Consider the following 18,631-nt stretch of genomic DNA (forward strand, 5'->3'; position numbering starts at 1 on the left):
GGCCCGAACACCGGCGGCATGGGAGCTTATGCGCCAAGCCCGCTAGCGGATGCCGCGCTGATAAAGAGGGTGGAGGGCGAGATCGTCGCACCTACGCTAAAAGGGATGCAGCAGCAGGGCGCGCCATTTTGCGGCGTGCTATTCGTGGGGCTTATGATCGTGGGCGGCGAGCCTTACGTGCTGGAGTACAACGTGCGCTTCGGAGATCCGGAGTGCGAGGTTTTGATGCCGCTAATCGACGGAAATTTGAGCGAAATTTTATACAACGCCGCCGTAGGCAAGCTAAACAGCATAAGCTTAAAAGAGCGATTTGCGGTGGGCGTCGTGATGGCTAGCGAGCGCTACCCTTACGGCTCTTCGCAGCCTGAGCCGATCAAGACGGGCGAAATTCCTGCGGGCGCGCATATCTGCTACGCAGGCGTGAGCGAGCGGGAGGGGCAAATTTGCGCTAGCGGCGGGCGCGTTTTGGTAAGCGTGGGCGTCGCACAGAGCTTAAAGCTGGCGCGCGATGTGGCTTACGCGCTGTGCGAAAATATAAAATTTAGCGGCGCGCAGTATAGGCGCGATATCGCGTATCAAGCCTTAAGAGATAAAATTTGATCGTCGCTCCGCTTAGCAAGCGCGTAATCGCGTTTAGTATCGACGAAGCGGTGAGCGCAACGCTTTTTGTGGTCGTGCTATTTGCTATCGACGAGCCAGAGCTTGTCGCAGCGGCGCAGAGCGGAAGCAATCTTGAGGTACAAAAGATCGCGTCAAAATTCATTTTGCATTACGCGATAATAAAATTTTTATATCAGGCGATTTTTGTCTATCTATACGGCGCGACGCTAGGCAAGCTTGCGGTTAAAATTTATTGCGTCCGCGCTGACGGCAGCTCTATGGATATCGCTACTGCAGCGATCCGCGCGGCGGTTAGGTTGATAAGCGAGATGATCTTTTATATGGGATTTTTGGTGGCGCTTTTTACGAACTCGCGTCAGAGCCTGCACGATATGGCGGCGAAAACATTGGTGGTAGAGATTGAAAAAGAGTAAAAAATTTAAAATTCTAGCGCTTAGTTTTAGCGCTCTTTTAGCAAGCAGTGCGAGCGCAAAGGTCCAAGACGTCGAGCTCATAGCAGATGATGTCGAGAAAAAGGGCTTTGTGACGGAGGCTAGTGGCAACGTAACGGTGTATTCGCAGGACTACTTCATCACCGCCGATCGCGCTACATACGACGAGCAAAACGGCATTATCGAGCTTTTTGGTAACGTCAATGCGATGCGCGGCAGCAGCGAAACCACCCGCGCCGAATACGTCAAAATCGATCTGAAAAACGACAAGCAGGAAGCTGACGTAAATTTTATGATGGACAAGGACTCTGAGCTTTGGATGCAAAACGACGCCAGCTGCAGCGACAGCGAGTATTACCGCGTGGAGGGCTCCAGCGTATCTAGCTGCAACGTCACCGATCCTGATTGGCGCATCAAATTTAGCAGCGGTATGCTTAATAAAGAAAGCAAATTTCTCCATCTTTTCAATCCGAGATTTTACGTGGGCGACGTGCCGGTGCTCTATCTGCCGTATTTCGGCTTCCCGACCGACCGTACGCGTCGCACGGGCTTGCTGCCTCCCGAGGCCGGTTACATCAGCAAGGAAGGGATTTACTACAAGCAACCGATCTATTTTGCGCCTTACGATAGCTGGGATTTTCAGCTCGATCCGCAGGTGCGCACGCGCAGGGGCTTTGGCGTATACGGGACATTTCGATTTACGGAGTCGCCGTATTCTTACGGCGAGATTAGAGGCGGAGTTTTCGATAACTTTTCGCGAGCGCAAAAGCGGCTCGAATACAAAAACGAGCGCCACCACGGCTTTGAGGTGCAATACGATCGCAGCAAGCTTGCAACCTATTTGCTAGACGGCGATCTGCGCGAAAATTTATGGATCGATTTTACCCAGCTAAACGACCTTGAATACTACGATCTAAAGGAAAAGGGCGGTCTTAGCGACGATGCGGATAATTCGCTCGTAACTTCACGGCTGAATTATTATTTGACCTCAGACGAGCACTATTTTGGCGCTTACGGACGCTACTACATCGATACAAGCAAGCTAAACGCCGATAATACCTTCCGCAACGAAGATACCGTCCAAGAGCTTCCGACGCTACAATATCATAAATTTAGTAATGATTTGGGACTGCCAAATTTGATCTATTCGCTTGATGCGAAGGCGCGTAATTACACCAGATGGGAGGGCGCGACTGCTCGCCAATACGAGTTTGACGTACCGATTAGTATAAGCACGCCACTACTGGCGGATTATTTAAATTTCGCCTTTACCGAGCGAGTGTATATGACCAATATCGATTGGCACGATAAATTTTACTACGCAAACGGAGATCTTGGCGAGGATAAAAGCACTTTCTACGCTAATCAATACACCGAGCTTTCGCTCTACACCGACGTAGCCAGGGCTTATGATAGCTTGTATCACACTATGAGCTGGAGAGCGGATTTTAGAATTCCCGGATGGCAGCAAGGCGACATCGAGGATAGAATTTTAAAGTATCATCAGTATAAATACGACCTTGCTCGCGGCGCAGTAGATCGCTCGCGGCTAGGTAACTTGCAAGACTCGCTTTATTGGGAGGATAACTTCTTAAGCGAGCTTAGTAACGAATACACCCACGAAAATGCAGCTTTAAGTATGACGCAGTTTTTTTATAATGAAGACGGACGTAAATTCTTACGCCATAGTGTCAAGCAGCGGTATAACTTCGACGATCATGAGTTCGATGATTTAGAACACCGCATCGATGCATATTTTGCAAATGGGCTAAATATCGGAAACCGCTTTACCTACTCGCATAAATATAAAAGCTTCGATAAAGTCTATACCTACGCCAACTACTCCAACGACGACTTTAGCTTTGGACTTAGTCACGCTTACGAATATGAAAAGCTAAGCATGGAGCCTAAACGTTATACGAAAGATAACTACGGCATCGTAAACGCTTCGGTAAATTTGCCTAGGAATAATAAAATTTTCGGTCGTTGGGATTACGACTTAGAGCGATCTTATTCTAAAATGTGGCGCGTGGGGCTTTCTCATACGCGCAAGTGTTGGAATTACTCTTTTGTGTATCAAGAGGATATCGAGCCTAAAAACACCAGTACGACTGGCTATAGCAAAGCAAGCAAGGAGCGCGGAATTTACTTTCTCGTAAATTTCTATCCGTTCGGCGGAGTAGGTTATGATTTTTCGGTAGATAGCGAATACGGAAGCGAAAAATAATGACGCCTAGAGCCGAGCTGATGTTTGAAAACCAAATCGACGCCGCGATGAAACTCGCAGAAATTTTACCCGCTACCGTGATCAAAAACGAAAATTTTCTAATAATCGCCCAGTCTCTGGAGTCGCTTCCTATCGCAAATCATCTTGCTCTAAAGCTTGGGCTTGCTTATGAGTTTTTATTCACAGAGCCTGTTTTAGCGCCAAATAATCCGGAATGCGCGATCGCGTGCGTAAGCGAAACCCAAGAGATCGTGATGGTAGATGAGCTCGTGAGAAGCTTTGGCATCAGCCTGGATTATGTTTACGGACAGGCAAACAGACTTTATGAGGAGAAAATTTTAAAAAACATGTATAAATTTCGCAAGGGCGAGCTTTTGGGAAATTTGGAGAAAAAAAACATCATCTTGGTAGATGAGGGGTGTGAGAGCGGGCTGACCGCACTTACTTGCATAAAGACGCTCGTAAGCTTAAACGCCAAAGCGATCTTTTACGCTACGCCTGTTATCGGCAGCGATAATGCAGACGAGATCGCCATGCTAGTAGATGGAATTTATGCTGTTCACAAGATCAGAGACTTTGTGAATGTGGATTTTTATTACAAAGAAAAAACGCTCTCAAGCGCGGAGGAGATAATGCAAATTTTAAACAAATGCCCGCTTTATCTGCCGTTTCACGAGACTAACAAAAACAAGGAGAAAATTAATGCAGTGCAAAATTGAAGTAAATGGCAATACCGAAATTTTCGATATCGACAAAGTTGCGAAACAAGCCGCGGGCGCGGCGCTTTTGCGCGTGAAAAATACCGTCGTGCTGGCTACCGTAGCGCGCGAAGAGACGCAGGTGCAGGAGGACTTTTTACCCCTTACCGTGCAGTATATCGAGAAGATGTACGCGGCGGGCAGAATCCCCGGAGGCTACATCAAGCGCGAGACCAAGCCTGGCGATTTTGAGACGCTAACCAGCCGCATCATAGATCGCTCGCTGCGCCCGCTCTTTCCAAAGGGTTATGCGTATCCGACGCAGATCGTAGTTTACGTGCTATCGGCAGATCCCGAAGTTGATCTGCAAGTCGTCGCTCTTAATGCGGCGTCTGCGGCGCTGTATCTTAGCGACATCCCGATTAAAGCGCCCGTTTGCGGCGTGCGCATAGGCTATCAAAATGGAAATTTCATCCTAAATCCGAGCAACTCCGCGCTTAAAAATAGCGCACTTGATCTTTACGTAGCCGGCGTCGGCGATGAGCTTTTGATGATCGAGATGCGCTCCCTGCCGCAGATTAATGGCGGCGCGCAGCAGATGAATGAATTTGGCGAAGATCTGATGGTGGATGCGATCGATTTTGCCGCAAAGGCGATAAGCGCGGGCTCAAACGCTTACGAAGAGGCTTTTTTGCCGCTTAAAAAGCCCGATGCGAGCCTAGAGTATAAACCCGAGATCGAGGATGAGGATATTGCGGACTTCATCGACGCAAATTACAAAGACGCCGTTAAAGCGGCGATCAATCAGATGGCAAAGAGCGAGCGCGCTACCGAACTAAACAAAATCGTGGATCAAATTTTAGCGACCGAGGCTGCGGCGCAAAACGAATGGAGCAAAGAGGTGATCTCCAGCGTCATCGGCAAGTATAAGCGCGGCATCATCCGCACGCAGATCATCGAAGATCGCCGCAGAGCCGACGGACGCGCGCTTGATGAGGTGCGTCCGATCAGTATCGAGACAAATATCCTACCGTGCGCGCACGGAAGCTGCCTATTTACGCGCGGGCAGACGCAAGCTCTAGTCGTCACTACGCTAGGCGGCGATAGCGACGCGCAGCTAAGCGACAGCCTAACGCAGCTTGAGCCGATCAGCGATAGATTTATGTTTAATTACAACTTCCCGGGCTTTTGCGTCGGGGAAGCAAGTCCGCTTAAAAGCCCCGGCAGACGCGAGTTGGGGCATGGAAATTTAGCCAAAAGAGCGCTATATCCGAGCATCGATCTAAACTCGCCGCAATCTATCCGCGTAGTGAGCGAAATTTTAGAGAGCAACGGCTCAAGCTCGATGGCTTCGGTCTGCGGCGGCGCACTTTCTCTCCGAGCAGCGGGCGTACCTACGCTAAAGCTCGTTGCGGGCGTCGCGATGGGCTTAATTTTTGAGGGCGAAAAACACGCCGTGCTAACCGACATAATGGGGCTTGAGGATCACGACGGCGATATGGATTTCAAGGTCGCGGGCACCTATGATGGCATCACCGCGCTTCAGATGGATATCAAGCTCGGCGGCATCAGCCTGGAGGTTTTAAAAGAGGCTCTCGCGCAGGCAAAGCAGGCTCGCGCGCATATTTTGGGCTTGATGGAGCAGGCGGATGCGGCGATCGTTATAAACGAGGACGTGCTTCCGAAGCTTGAAATTTTTAGTGTCGAGGCGAGCAAAATCCCCGACATCATCGGTCAGGGCGGCAAGGTCATCAAAGAGATCACCGAAAGCTTCGGCGTAAATATCGATCTGGATCGAGAAAAGGGTGAGGTCAAGATTCAAGGCGCCAAAGCTAGCGGCGTATCGGGCGCGAAAGATAAAATTTTATCGATAGTCTCAAATTCTCGCGATTTTCGCAAGCCACGCGGTGAACGCAAAGAGGTAAAATTTCAGATCGGCGAGGAGTTTGACGGCGTGGTGCAAAGCGTGCTAGATTTCGGTACCTTCATCTCGCTACGAGACGGCGTAGATGGGCTACTGCGCGCTAAATTTATCACGACGCCTTACAAGGCGGGCGATGTGGTGCGAGTGCGCGTGACCGATCAGAAAGGCACTAAAATTTCACTGGAATTAGCTTAAAATTTTAATAGGAGTATGAGATGCAGCTTAAAAAGATATTTTTCCCTATCGGCGGCGGCGAGGAGCTAGCCGAGCGCATACACGGAGCGCTGCTAGTGAATAAATTTTTCGGTACGCACATCAACATAATGGCGTGCCAGCTCGATCCTAAGATGATCTACAACGTCCGTATGACGCTAAAAGGCGGCGTGCTGATGGAGGAGTTTTTAAAATCCGCGGGCGATGAGATGAGGGCTGAGCGCGAGGAGATCAAGGCGATCTTCGACGCCGAATGCACCAAGCTGGGCCTAGATCAAAGCGATGACGATCACGTCCCAAATAGCGCCGCTTTGAGGCATATGGTAGGCATCCGTTCCGAGCTAGTCGAGAAATACTCCAAATACTGCGATTTGGTGTTAGTCTCGGTGCCGCCTACGGGCTCTATCACCGGCACGTTCGAGGCGGCGGTCACCAAAAGCGGCAAGCCTTGCATCGTCATACCGCGCAAGCTGAAGGAGTTTAGGGCGGATAAAATTTTGGTCTCGCTTACCGGCACTGCGGCCTCTGCGCGAGCGCTTGATAATTGGCTGGAGCTTTTGCAGCGCGCCAAGTCCGTCACCGTCATCACCGCAAACCACTACCTCCAAGAGGGCATCCCCGAAACGAAGCGCCGAATAAGCGATTATTTGGCTCTGCACGACGTTAATATCGATGCTTTCGAGACGCTAAATGCAGACGGCAAGATCCCGGGACAGGTGCTGCTAGAATATGCCGACGCAGGCGATTTCGATCTAATCGTCGCGGGCTTGCACTCAGACAGCGGCATCAAGGAGATATTCCTAGGCGGCGCGTCGAAATACTTCCTGCAAAAGACTAAAATTCCGGTCTTAATGTAGCTTGAGGCTTAGACGCCGTGTCGCGGCATATCGCTCGCACCGCGTCTAAGCTTAAGTCGGCTTTTAAGCGCCGCAAGCTAAAGCTTAAATTTTAATCGGCTCGTCGTGACTTTGCTAGTCCGTCCGCAGATCGCGCGGTTTGCTATTTTGCGGACGGGTTGCGATAAATTTTACCGCTAGCTTTGCTGGCGAGCCGCGTTTGCTTTGCTACGGCTAGAGAGCAAGTATATCCGCAGCGAGCGGAGTTAGCGGTCGCGGCAAGCGCGCCGGTCTATCTTTAAGCGTGCGAGTTTGGAATTCGTTTCTTTACTCGTCATTTTCGGCTGCGTAGCGGAAATCCGCATAAAATTTGCACTTGAAATTTCTGTTTGCACGCTAAATTTTAAATCTCAAGGAGCGCAGATGGCGTTTGAAAATGCAATCATCACAAAAGATGATGATGAGAAGTATGGATTGAGTAAAATTTACTACAAATATAATCCATACTATGAGACTTTTATTAACGAGCTTGGTTGGACTATTGATCGAGATGCGGATTGTTGGCTATGGAAAATTTATAGTTTTCCTGATCCAGATTATGACCATGGCACTGATTCTAAAGGAATTTGGATTTTATATTATAATGGTGAAGTTATTGAAGTCACCCTTGATTATGATATCGATGAAGCATTGAGACCCGAAGAATTCCATAGAATTTGGAAACTGCTCAATCTAAATCTAAAGCAAACATCTCTTTTGTCGGTAAGCGATATAATTAAGCTGTTGAATGTAATATTAAAAGCGTATGGTTATTCTACTCGCGAGCAAATCCCAAACTACACTATGGAACTCCAAGACCTAACCGATTGCGGCGCAAAATAGAGCTTTAAATTTAACTTCATCTTAGTCCCGCACCAAATCAAATTTCATAGAATTCTAGAATTTCACGGAATTTTGAAATTCTAAAATTCCAAAATCCTATAATTTCAAAATTTTAAAATTCCCGCCCTAAAATTTCTTGTAAATCAAATTTATCAAAATCATCGACGCGAGCGCCTCTATGAGCGAGGCGATGATCATCGCGAAGTATATCTCTTGCGAGATCGCGGCGGTGGAGTAAAAGAGCGTCGCCGTAGCGATGACGAGGGTTAGCGGCATAGATAGCGATAGCGCGAAAAGCGCCGCGCCTTTGCGGCCCAGGGTGCTTAAAAATGTAGCGCTCGCAAGCAGCCTGATGCCAAACATCAGCGCCGCTAGGCTTGCGGCAAAGCTCATCACTCCGGGCATAAGAAGCGCTTCTAGCTTGATCACCGCTCCAGTGTGTATGAAAAATATCGGCACCAAAAAGCCGAAGCCGAACGACGAAAGCTTTTCGATGAGGTCGTCCTTGTGAGAGAAAAAGGTCGGCAGAAAGGTGCCTGCGATGAAGGCGCCGATGACGACCTCAAGCCCCAAAAGCATTACTCCGGCGCAGATGAGGCAAAACAGCGCCATCGCAAATCGCACGTCCTTTTCGTTTTTGTCGTATTTAGGCATGATCACCGTTTTTAGCGCAGGGAACCACCAAAATAAAATTTCAAGCCCTTTAAAAACCGCTAGAGCGGCGACCGAAAAGCCCAAAAGCGCGCCGATATGAAGCGCCATCTCGACGCCGAAGCCGTTTTTAAGGTAGATGCCGCCCACCGTGAGGGCGGCGATGCTGATGAGCTCGCCGATTACGCCCGCGGGCATTGCGAGATTGAGCCACGCTTGATCCTTACCGTACTCCTTATACAGCGCCGAAAGCAGCCCGACGCTCATCAGAGGCGCTGCGATGATAAGCATCTGCGGCAGTTCAAACACCCAAACCGCAAGCGCGCTTAGGATATAAAGCAGCGCCAAAAAGATTAGGATCAGCCGCAGAATTTTACGCGGCATCGCAAGCAGCGCGCGGAAATCCACCTCGCAGCCCGCCAAAAACATAAGGTAGCAAAAGCCGATCTGAGCGGCTAGATCGAAGGTCGCGCTTGGCGGCAAAAGCCCTAAATTTGCAGCTATAATGCCAAGCATAATCTCCATGGGCGAGAGCGGAATTCGCGCAAGGCTCGCTAAAAAGGGCGAAGCAAAGATCAAAAACGATAGCGCGATTAGGACGTAAATTTCATTCATATGCTTTAGCCTCGCATCCTTTTAGATTTTCTCCGCACTGCTTTAGAATTTTTTCGCATCTTTCTAGCATTTTCTCTGGCTGCCCAGGGGCTTTTCGTATCATTTTAAGACTTCCTTTCGGTCGCTTTATAGTTCTTTGCGCTGCGAACGGAGACGAGATGCGCGCAATTTTCGCTCTTGCACCACAACACAGGCAAATCGAAAAGCCGCTTTTTGCGCCCGCAAATCTCGCCCGGATTTAGCACGAGCGCGCCGTAAATTTAAATTTTGCGCCGCTAAAGTGTTTTGATTCACTGCCATGTGGCAATAACCCACCGCCGCACATTGCCGATATGCCACCGTAGCGTTTTTATCTATCGATACATCGCGCCAATCCGTCACTGCGGCGTTTCGATTTTTCATCGCACTGTTTTGGTGCGCCGGTGTGCTGTGGCAATCTGCCGTTACGCTGCGATCATTTGCCGGTGTGCCGTTTTTTGATATACCCCGCTTATCAGCAAGCCCTTTCGATTCGTCGCTGCCGTATCGTCGGTAATCCATCGATGTGACATAGTGATCCGCTACCGCAGTGAAAAAACTAGTGCGATCGTAAATTTTAATATATCTGAGTGGCGTTTTGCAGCCCTCTCTCGCGGAGTTTGGCGGTAGGACGAAATTTTGCGATGAGGCGGAGTTTTGCGAGGAGGTAAAATTCTGAGGCAGCACGGAATTTGGAAGAGAAGCGGATTTTGCGCTCGGTGCCGTGAGGATAGAGCTTTGATATGCCGCCGCAAAGTTTAAATCCTGCGTGGCTTGAGCTGCGGAATTAGAATTTTGAACGGAATTCCCGCTGAGATTTTGGATAGAATTCTTACTGCTGCGTAGCGTAGATTTTAGATTGGGTGCGGCGAAGCTCGGAGAGAAATTTTTGCTCGAGATAAGAGCGCCTGGAATTTGATTAAGGATTGCGGGCGCAGAATTTTCGCTTTGGCTTCGGTCGGAATTTTTGCCGCAATAAAGGGTAAAATTTTGTGCGTCGTAGCTCGAGCTTATCGTAATAAAGCCTCGATGCGCCGCCGTCAGGTAATTTTTATCTACGACGGGATTTACAGCCCCTATTTTTGTGACGGGGCTTTGATATGCCATGCCGCTTGCGACTCGTATCGGCGTAGAATTTCGCGTAGCGCCCGAGTGCAGGTTTATGTCTAAATCTGCGGCGGAGAAATTTGATTTAGAATTTCGGACGGAATTTTTGCCTTCGTCGTTTGCGTCTGAGCCTGAACTTACAGTCAAATTTAAGCTCACGCTCAGTGCGGTTAAATTTATTACGTGATCCGCTACTTTAGAATTTGCGATTAAAATTTCCCCGCGATCTGTCCTACAGCTTGAGCCTAAAATTTCTCTGCGATTTGCTTCGTCGCTTAAGCTTAAATTTTTAGCTAGGCTCGCGCTGGAATTCCTGCGAGAATCTACCACGCGATCCGCACCCGCACCTAAATCCGCGTCTAAATTTAATCCGTCTGCTTCATTTTGCGCCGCGGGTTCTTCGTCAAAGAGATAAAACGGATGGTGCATGATTTTTAGTCGCAGCCCAGCAAACTTCGTGCAAAAAGGCTCATCGTGCAGGTTGAAGTCATTTTTTAGCTCCGCAAGCGCTTCGTCGTTGTTCCCTAAAACCGCGAAGTAGGGCTTGCCGCTTTGTCGCAAAAGCCGCAGCGTCTCGCTCTCGACGATGCCCTCTGCGTGCACGAGCAGACCCGCTCCGCGCGCGAGCAGCCACTCTATGGCGCTGGCAGCGACCTTTGTTTCGCGATTAGAGTCCGAAATGGCGCCTATTATCAATCGATCTCTTCTTTAAACTTGCACTGCGGACACTCGGCGAAGTTGCCTTTTTTCAGCTCTTTGCGGAGCATGTATGAGTTGCCGCACTGCGGGCATGCGCGCGCGATCGGTGCGTAGTTGCTCACAAAGTTGCATTTAGGGTAGTTCGTGCAGCCGTAGAATTTGCCGCGTCTGGAGAAGCGCTCGACGATCTCGCCCGTGCCGCAGCTCGGGCACTTAACGCCGGTGGAGAGCAGCGGCTTTTTCTCTTTTGCCGCGCCTTCGATTTTACGCGAGTATTTGCACTTCGGATAGCCCTCGCAAGCGATAAACTCGCCGTATCTACCCTTGCGCTTGATCAAATTTTTACCGCACTGCGGGCATTTTTCATCTAGCACTTCGGGCGCCTCCTTCTCCTCGCTCGCCTCCTCGGCGCTGGCGTCCGCGTTACGCGAGTATTTGCATTTCGGATAGTTCGAGCAAGCGATGAACTTGCCGAATCTGCCCTGGCGCCTAAGTAGCTCGCCGCCGCAGTTCGGGCAGGTCTCGCCGATCTTTTCGACTAGCTTTTGGCTTGCGATCGAGGTTTTTCCTTTGGCGATCTCGTCCATAAAAGGGTAGTAAAAATCTGCCAAAATTTGCTGCCAGTCCGCTTTGTTTTCGGCGATGTCGTCGAGCTTCTCTTCCATTTTGGAGGTAAACTCGCTATCGACGATATTTTTAAAATTTTGCTCCAGCATCTCGGTGATTTTAAAGGCGATCTCGCTCGGCATCAGGTGCTTTTGCTCGATATTTACGTAGTTGCGCGCCGTAAGCAGCGAGATGGTAGGCGCATAAGTTGAGGGCCTGCCGATGCCGAGGCTTTCGAGCTTTTTGATGAGGCTAGCTTCCGAATAGCGCGCCGGCGGCTCGGTGAAATGCTGCTGCGAGCTTAGGCTTTGCAGGCTCATCGCATCGCCCGCGCTAAGGCTCGGTAAAATTTTATCCTTATCCAGATCGCCGTAAGCCTTGTAAAATCCGTCAAATTCCACCTTACGCCCGCTGATCTTAAATGCGCCCGCTTCGCCGCGTACGATGATCGTTTGGATCTGCGAGACGCTAGGGCTCATCTGCGAGGCTACGAAGCGGTTGTAGATGAGCGCGTAAAGGCGGTACTCGTCGCGAGGCAGGATTTTTTGCGCGAGCTCGGGGGTAAGCTTTAGATCGGTAGGCCTTATCGCTTCGTGCGCTTCCTGCGCGCCTTTACTTTTGGTGGTGTATAAATTCGCGCTTTTGGGCAGATATTTTTCGCCGAAGCGCTGCTCGATCAGCTCGCGAGCCGCCGCGATCGCTTCTTTGGCGATATTTAGCGAGTCGGTTCGCATGTAGGTGATCGCGCCGCCGTTTTTGGTATTAACCCCCTCGTAAAGGCTCTGCGCGAGGCTCATCGTCTTGCGTGGATTAAAGCCCAGAGCCGTGCTCGCCGCCTGCTGCAGTGTCGAGGTCATAAACGGCGGGTAGGGGTTTGTTTTGCGCGATTTGCTCTCGATACTCTCTACGCTAAATTTGTCTTTTTGCAGCACCGAGACGATCTCGCTAGCCTGCGCCGCGTTTTTGATCGAGAGCTTTTCCATTTTTTCGCCGCGAAATTCCACGAGTTCGGCTTCCAAATCCTTTTTAAAAACCGCGTCAATGCTGTGGAATTCTACCGGCTTGAAATTTAAAATTTCGCGCTCGCGATCGACGACGATCTTGAGTGCGGCGCTTTGGACGCGACCCGCGCTCAAGCCGCGCTGGATCTTTAAATTTAAAAGCGGACTTAGCTTGTAGCCCACGATGCGATCGAGCAGGCGGCGCGCTTGTTGAGCGTTTACGCTTGCGATATTGAGCTTGCGCGGCGAACTTAGCGCGTTTGAGATCGCGCTTTTGGTGATCTCATGAAACACGATGCGCGGCAACTCCTGCGCCTGCTTGCCGATCGAAGCGGCGATATGATAGGCGATCGCCTCGCCCTCGCGGTCCTCGTCCGTCGCGAGGTAAATTTGATCCGCCTTTTTGGCGAGCGTCTTTATCTGCTTTACGATCTGATCGTGATCGGCGCTGATTTCATATTCGGGCTCGAAGCTTTTATCTTTGATTTTAATGCCGAATTTTTTCTGCGGCAGATCGCGGATATGGCCTTTAGACGCGATTACGTCGTAATCGGCGCCTAAGAAATTTTTGATAGTTTTGGCTTTTGCGGGGGATTCTACGATGATTAAATTTTTCATTGCTTAATCCTTTAGAATTCTAGGCAGCGTGATGCCCTTTTGGCTTTGGTACTTGCCCTTTTTGTCGCAGTAGCTCACCTCGCACGGCTCGTCCCCTTGCAGAAACAAAACCTGCGCGATGCCTTCATTCGCGTAAATTTTTGCAGGCAGCGGCGTGGTGTTGGAAATTTCAATCGTGATATGCCCTTCAAAGCCCGGCTCAAAGGGCGTTACGTTTACGATGATGCCGCAGCGCGCGTAGGTGCTTTTACCGAGGCAGATCGCAAGCACGTCGCGCGGCATTTTGAAGTATTCTATAGTGCGAGCTAGCGCGAAGGAATTCGGCGGCACGATGCAGATGTCGCCCTCAAAGTCCACGACGTTTTTTGCGTCGAAATTTTTAGGATCGACGACTGTTCCGCCGACGTTTGTAAAAATTTTAAATTCGCGCGCTACGCGTATGTCGTATCCGTAGCTCGAAAGTCCGTAGCTAACGACGCCGCGGCCGATATTTTCCTCGCAAAAGGGCGCTATCATATCGTGCTGCTGCGACATCTGCCTGATCCATTTATCGCTTTTTAGTCCCATAAAATTCCCTTCAAATAATTAAAAAATTTTCCGCGCATTATAGCAGCAAAATAAAATATAATAAAAATTTTATGCTAGAATTTTGCTTAAATTATAAAAATTTTATCACTTTTTAAGGAGCAATTATGGTACTACTCAAGAAATTTGCGTTCATTACGTTTTTTATCGCGTTATCTTTGGCTGCTGCGAAGCCAAATATTTATATTTTAGCTACCGGCGGCACTATCGCGGGAAACAGTGCGAGTGCTACGGAGGGCAACTACACCGCAGGCTCCAAAGGCATAGAGGAGATATTATCGGCAGTGCCGCAGCTAGGGGATTTAGCCACGATTAAAAGCGAGCAAATTTCAAATATCGGCTCGCAGGAGATGAATGATGAAATTTGGCTCAAGCTTGCAAACCGCGTGAGCGAGCTGCTTACTAAAAACGGCGTCGATGGAGTCGTCATCATGCACGGAACCGATACGATGGAGGAGACGGCGTATTTTTTAAGCTTAGTCATAAAATCCAAAAAACCGATCGTTTTGGTGGGCGCGATGCGAAACGCCGATTCGATGAGCGCGGACGGCCCTTTGAATATCTATAACGCCGTAAGCGTCGCGGCAGATAAAAACGCTCGCGAAAAGGGCGCTCTTGTAGTAATGAACGACGAAATCCACGCCGCGCGCGAGGTTACGAAAACAAATACTACTAACGTTGCGGCTTTTGCCTCGCCGAATTCCGGCAAGATCGGCACCGTAAATTATGGCGTCGTAAATTTTTATATGGCACCGCTTCGCAAACACACCGTCGCAAGTGAGTTTAATATCAAGGACCTCAAAGCCTTGCCGCGCGTCGATATCATCTATGGACACGCGCAAGATAGTGGCGATTTGGTCGATGCAGCGGTGCAAAAGGGCGCTAAGGGCATTATCGTAGCGGGCGTAGGCAATGGAAATTTATATCCGGATCTGCAGGCTGCGCTTGCAAAAGCTAGCGAAGCGGGCGTGATCGTCGTGCGCTCAAGCCGCACGGGCAGCGGCTCAACTAGCGTTAGCTCGGAGGTGGACGACGCAAAACTTGGCTTTCTAACCGCAGATAATTTAAATCCACAAAAGGCGCGCGTGCTGCTGATGTTAGCCCTTAGCAAAACGAGCGATAAAGCTAAAATTCAGAGCTTTTTTGCGACGCATTAACGCATAGGGCTTCGCGCGGATAGAATTTCGGCGCGAGGTTTTAAAACAAAATTTCGGCGCGAAATTTTAAAGAAAAGTAAGGCGCAGGATTTTAATATGAGCTCGGAGGCGAAATTTTAAAGCAAGGCACGGAATTTTCGCGCTCGGGGCTTGGGCGTAGAATTTCGGTCGTAAAATTAAGTGCTAAATTTAAAGGATTTAAAATCATCCTGCGCTCTTACGGCAAAATTTCGTGTTTCGCTTGCGAAGTTCGAGCTTAAAATGGGCGAGGCAAATCTCGCTCCGTAAATCCTTAAAATCAGTCCGCAAATTCTGTCGTAAATTTCGCTTTGCACTTCTTAAAAGTCCCTCAAAAATCCATTTAAAGAAACAATTATAAAAATTTAGCTAAAATTTCGCAAATTTTTTCAGGAGAAATTTATGACAAAAGCAGAAATCAAAGAGTTAATGGACTTTTTCGGTGAGAAGCAGGGCATTAACGAGCTAAAAATTAAAGATAAAGATTTTGAGATCGAGATAAAAAAATATGGTCCATGCGGCGGGAGTACGTCTCAGCTTGCCGCGCCCGCACCTGCCCCGCAGCTTGCTGCGCCTGCGGTAAATGTGCTCGTGGGCGATAAGCCCGCCTCAAAAGGCGCGATGGATACGATCGACAGCCCGATGGTAGGTACTTTTTATAAAGCGCCAAGTCCCGGTGCGGCAGAGTTCGTAAGCGTAGGTCAGGTCGTGCATAAGGGCGATACGATCGGCATCATCGAAGCGATGAAGATTATGAACGAGATCGAAGCGGAATTCGACTGCCGCATAAAAAAAGCTCTCGTCGAAGACGGACAACCCGTCGAATACGCTATGGCGCTGTTTGAGGTCGAGAAGCTATGAAGGAGCTTAAGAAAATTCTAATCGCAAATCGCGGCGAGATAGCGCTTAGAGCGCTTCGCACGATCCAAGAGATGGGCAAGCAAGCCATCGTCGTGCACTCTACCGTCGATCAGGACGCGCTTTACGTCAAATACGCCGACGCGTCGGTCTGTATAGGCGGACCACGCAGTAGCGATAGTTACCTAAATATCCCCGCGATCATCACGGCGTGTGAGCTAACGGAAGCTGACGCGATATTTCCGGGATACGGCTTTTTGAGCGAAAGTCAAAATTTCGTAGAAATTTGCGCTAAGCACGGCATTAAATTTATCGGCCCGAGCGTCGAGGCAATGACTTTAATGAGCGATAAGAGCAAGGCTAAGCAAGTGATGATGCGCGCGGGCATTCCTGTAGTGCCTGGCAGCGACGGCGCGATCGCAAGCGTCGAAGAGGCACGCAAGCTAGCCGCCGAAATCGGCTATCCGGTCATCATTAAAGCCGCAGCCGGTGGCGGTGGGCGCGGAATGCGCGTGGTCGAGCGCGAAGAGGATATCGAAAAGCTCTTTTGGTCGGCAGAGAGCGAAGCGATGAGCGCGTTCGGCGACGGCACGATGTATATGGAAAAATATATCACAAACCCCCGCCACATCGAGGTTCAGGTCTTAGGCGACGAGCATGGACATGTCGTGCATATCGGCGAGCGCGACTGCTCGATGCAGCGCCGCCATCAAAAGCTGATCGAAGAAAGCCCGGCCGTGATCTTGGACGAGCCGACACGAAAGAGCCTGCACGAAACGGCGGTTCGCGCCGCTAAAGCGATCGGATACGCAAGCGCGGGAACGTTTGAGTTTTTATATGATAGCAAGGATAAGAAATTCTATTTCATCGAGATGAATACCCGTCTGCAGGTCGAACACACCGTAAGCGAGATGCGAAGCGGGCTCGATCTGATCGAGTGGATGATCCGCATCGCGCAGGGCGAGAAGCTGCTACCTCAAAGCGAGATAAAATTTAGCGGACACGCGCTTGAGTGCCGCATCACCGCTGAGGACTCCAAAAGCTTTATGCCAAACCCTGGCAAAATCACAAAATACGTCGCTCCGGGCGGCAGAAATGTGCGAATGGATAGCCACGTTTATGAGGGCTACTCGGTGCCGCCTTACTACGACAGTATGATCGGCAAGCTCATCGTCTACGACAAGGACCGCGCGCGCGCGATCGCAAAAATGAAGGTTGCGCTAGACGAGCTCATCATCGGCGGCATAAAATCGACGCGCGATTTTCATCTTAGGATGATGAACAACCCCGATTTCGTGGATAATAACTACGACACAAATTACCTAGCCAAACATTAAATTTAAAATTCCAAGGGATGATACTCTTGGAATTTTAAAATTTATTTGAAATTCTGTATTCAAGATTCCGTTTGAAATTTTACATTTAAAAATCTACTTGAAATTTTGTTTTAAAATTTTATCGCTCCATGCTTTAAATTTTACTATTAAATTTACCGCTAAATCTAGGTGAAGATGCGCGAGATACGCCATTGTTGCCGCTTATATGTTTTACAGCGAGATTGACAGCGGGCTTGGTTAAATTTTGCATTCTGCGGCGGTTGAAATTTAGACGTATGTTTTGTGCTGCCGCAGATATTTGCTTTCGTCTGCGCAATTTAGCGTTGATTGCGCCGCTATAGTATTTTGCTTTCATCCACACCGACCGAGTAAAATTTAATGCCGCGTACGTGCTCTATCATCTATTTCGGCGACCGGCTGCCGATGAGCGAGTATCGGTATAAATTTACCGCACGAGCCGCTAATGCCCGTTCGGCATAAACTTAACCGCGCTCGCCGTTGCGAGTGTGAAGTAGTATCGAGCTGCAAATTTTAAACTATCTCGCCGCACGTGCTAGAGGTGGTCATCTGCTTCGCGGGCAAAGCGCGCTAGGTCTTTAAACCGTCAAATTTCAAGCCCTGAAAATTCCTCGTAAAATTTATTTAGATAATCAGCGTAATAGAAGTTTTGATTTCTAGCGTCAAATTTACCCGCCAGTTCCAAAGCCGTTTTGTAGTCGCTCTCATCGCCGAACGCGCTAACAGCGATGAAAAATTGCAGGTCGTTTAGATCGTCGTTGCCGTCAAGGATCGCCGCGGAGTGCTTGCGAGCTAAGCTTAGCGCTGTTTCGTGCTCCCCCAGCCTAACAGCGATCTCGATTAGCGGCGCGATTTGATTTATGACTCTGGGATTTGACTCTATCGTCGCCGCGGCCTTTGGCAGCAGGGTTTTTGCCTCCTCTATCTTGCCCGTCTTTATCATGCTAAAAAGTATCGGCGCGTAGGTTATGTGCGGCACCTCGGAGCAAGTTAGCTCGCCCGAGAGTATCGGCTCGGCAAGCTCCAGCGCCGCTTCATGCTCGCCTGTAAAATTTAAATACGCGATCTCATCGCTGGCCTCGCACGCCTCGCAATCACCCATGTCGTCCTTGGCGAGCTTTTTCCACAGCTCATAGTTTGCCTTCACCTCTCTAGTATCACCTATGTCGATGTTTTGATTCATCAAGGCCTTGTAGTAGGCCGCCAGCGAGAGCTCCAAGCGCTCGTAGTAAAACAGCATCGCCTCGTTTGTCTCATCTATGAGCTCCTTTTCGATCACGGAGCTTTTGGCGATGCCCGAGACTATCCATTTAAATTTCCACAGGCAGTCCGTAAAGTCGCCGAAATTTGGGTATTCGCTATCTTTTAAATTTTGCGCGATATAGTCCGTGAGCCACATTAGCGCTCTGGTTCTTAAAAACGCGCCGAATTTTTCAAAATCGTCGTTTAAAACAAAGTCGCAAATTTGCGCGGCAAACGCCAAATCCTGCGCCTCTACGGCGTCTCTTATC

The 18,631-nt window shown here is 49.4% G+C and carries 16 protein-coding genes; 10 read left to right on the forward strand and 6 right to left on the reverse strand.

Annotated features, from left to right (window positions below):
- The 7 genes from Q0369_RS07700 to Q0369_RS07730 form a co-directional block, all read left to right on the forward strand.
- A partial coding sequence (locus Q0369_RS07700; protein WP_298098245.1) for a phosphoribosylglycinamide synthetase C domain-containing protein occupies positions 1 to 600 on the forward strand: 600 nt, incomplete at its 5' end.
- Positions 597 to 1,034, forward strand: coding sequence for an RDD family protein (locus tag Q0369_RS07705; protein ID WP_298098247.1), 438 nt, complete (start codon positions 597 to 599; stop codon positions 1,032 to 1,034). The genes Q0369_RS07700 and Q0369_RS07705, both read left to right, overlap by 4 nt.
- Positions 1,021 to 3,279, forward strand: coding sequence for an LPS-assembly protein LptD (locus Q0369_RS07710; RefSeq protein ID WP_298098249.1), 2,259 nt, complete (start codon positions 1,021 to 1,023; stop codon positions 3,277 to 3,279). Before Q0369_RS07705 ends, Q0369_RS07710 begins: the two co-directional genes overlap by 14 nt.
- Before the next feature lie 20 nt (positions 3,280 to 3,299).
- Complete coding sequence (locus tag Q0369_RS07715) at positions 3,300 to 3,998, forward strand: phosphoribosyltransferase family protein (RefSeq protein WP_298098252.1); 699 nt, start codon at positions 3,300 to 3,302, stop codon at positions 3,996 to 3,998.
- Positions 3,982 to 6,096, forward strand: coding sequence for a polyribonucleotide nucleotidyltransferase (locus Q0369_RS07720; RefSeq protein WP_298098255.1), 2,115 nt, complete (start codon positions 3,982 to 3,984; stop codon positions 6,094 to 6,096). Before Q0369_RS07715 ends, Q0369_RS07720 begins: the two co-directional genes overlap by 17 nt.
- Before the next feature lie 20 nt (positions 6,097 to 6,116).
- A complete protein-coding gene (locus Q0369_RS07725; protein ID WP_298098258.1) occupies positions 6,117 to 6,971 on the forward strand; it encodes a universal stress protein in 855 nt (284 codons plus the stop codon).
- A gap of 402 nt (positions 6,972 to 7,373) precedes the next feature.
- Positions 7,374 to 7,832 (forward strand): hypothetical protein, encoded by a 459-nt coding sequence (locus Q0369_RS07730; RefSeq protein WP_298098262.1) that lies wholly within the window; start codon positions 7,374 to 7,376, stop codon positions 7,830 to 7,832.
- Between the two features lie 126 nt (positions 7,833 to 7,958).
- Here the strand turns inward: Q0369_RS07730 and Q0369_RS07735 are convergent, their stop codons facing one another.
- From Q0369_RS07735 to dcd, 4 genes are all read right to left on the reverse strand, one after another.
- Positions 7,959 to 9,098 carry a cation:proton antiporter gene (locus tag Q0369_RS07735; RefSeq protein ID WP_298098265.1) on the reverse strand — a complete coding sequence of 380 codons (1,140 nt, stop codon included), beginning with the start codon at positions 9,096 to 9,098 and terminating at the stop codon, positions 7,959 to 7,961.
- A 126-nt stretch (positions 9,099 to 9,224) separates the two neighbouring features.
- Positions 9,225 to 10,919, reverse strand: coding sequence for a hypothetical protein (locus Q0369_RS07740; RefSeq protein ID WP_298098268.1), 1,695 nt, complete (start codon positions 10,917 to 10,919; stop codon positions 9,225 to 9,227).
- Complete coding sequence (gene topA, locus Q0369_RS07745) at positions 10,916 to 13,147, reverse strand: type I DNA topoisomerase (protein WP_298098273.1); 2,232 nt, start codon at positions 13,145 to 13,147, stop codon at positions 10,916 to 10,918. The genes Q0369_RS07740 and topA overlap by 4 nt, the downstream gene beginning before the upstream one ends.
- A 3-nt stretch (positions 13,148 to 13,150) precedes the next feature.
- Entirely contained in the window at positions 13,151 to 13,714 is a 564-nt protein-coding gene (gene dcd / locus Q0369_RS07750; RefSeq protein ID WP_298098276.1) for a dCTP deaminase, read from the reverse strand.
- Positions 13,715 to 13,890: 176 nt separating this feature from the next.
- On the opposite strand from dcd, the gene Q0369_RS07755 reads away from it, so the two are divergent.
- Positions 13,891 to 14,889, forward strand: a complete 999-nt coding sequence (locus Q0369_RS07755) for a type II asparaginase (protein WP_298098293.1) — start codon at positions 13,891 to 13,893, stop codon at positions 14,887 to 14,889.
- Positions 14,890 to 15,065: 176 nt separating this feature from the next.
- Here Q0369_RS07755 and Q0369_RS07760 read toward each other — a convergent pair whose 3' ends face one another.
- Positions 15,066 to 15,224 carry a hypothetical protein gene (locus Q0369_RS07760; protein WP_298098280.1) on the reverse strand — a complete coding sequence of 53 codons (159 nt, stop codon included), beginning with the start codon at positions 15,222 to 15,224 and terminating at the stop codon, positions 15,066 to 15,068.
- Between the two features lie 85 nt (positions 15,225 to 15,309).
- Between Q0369_RS07760 and accB the strand changes: the two genes are divergently transcribed.
- Together accB and Q0369_RS07770 are read left to right on the forward strand one after the other, a co-directional pair.
- Positions 15,310 to 15,768, forward strand: coding sequence for an acetyl-CoA carboxylase biotin carboxyl carrier protein (gene accB / locus Q0369_RS07765; RefSeq protein WP_298098285.1), 459 nt, complete (start codon positions 15,310 to 15,312; stop codon positions 15,766 to 15,768).
- Positions 15,765 to 17,102 carry an acetyl-CoA carboxylase biotin carboxylase subunit gene (locus Q0369_RS07770; RefSeq protein WP_298098288.1) on the forward strand — a complete coding sequence of 446 codons (1,338 nt, stop codon included), beginning with the start codon at positions 15,765 to 15,767 and terminating at the stop codon, positions 17,100 to 17,102. Before accB ends, Q0369_RS07770 begins: the two co-directional genes overlap by 4 nt.
- 604 nt (positions 17,103 to 17,706) lie before the next feature.
- Here the strand turns inward: Q0369_RS07770 and Q0369_RS07775 are convergent.
- Positions 17,707 to 18,631 (reverse strand): hypothetical protein (locus Q0369_RS07775; protein WP_298098290.1); only part of this gene is annotated, 925 nt, incomplete at its 5' end.

This window comes from uncultured Campylobacter sp. (assembly GCF_938030685.1).
Lineage (GTDB): Bacteria > Campylobacterota > Campylobacteria > Campylobacterales > Campylobacteraceae > Campylobacter_B.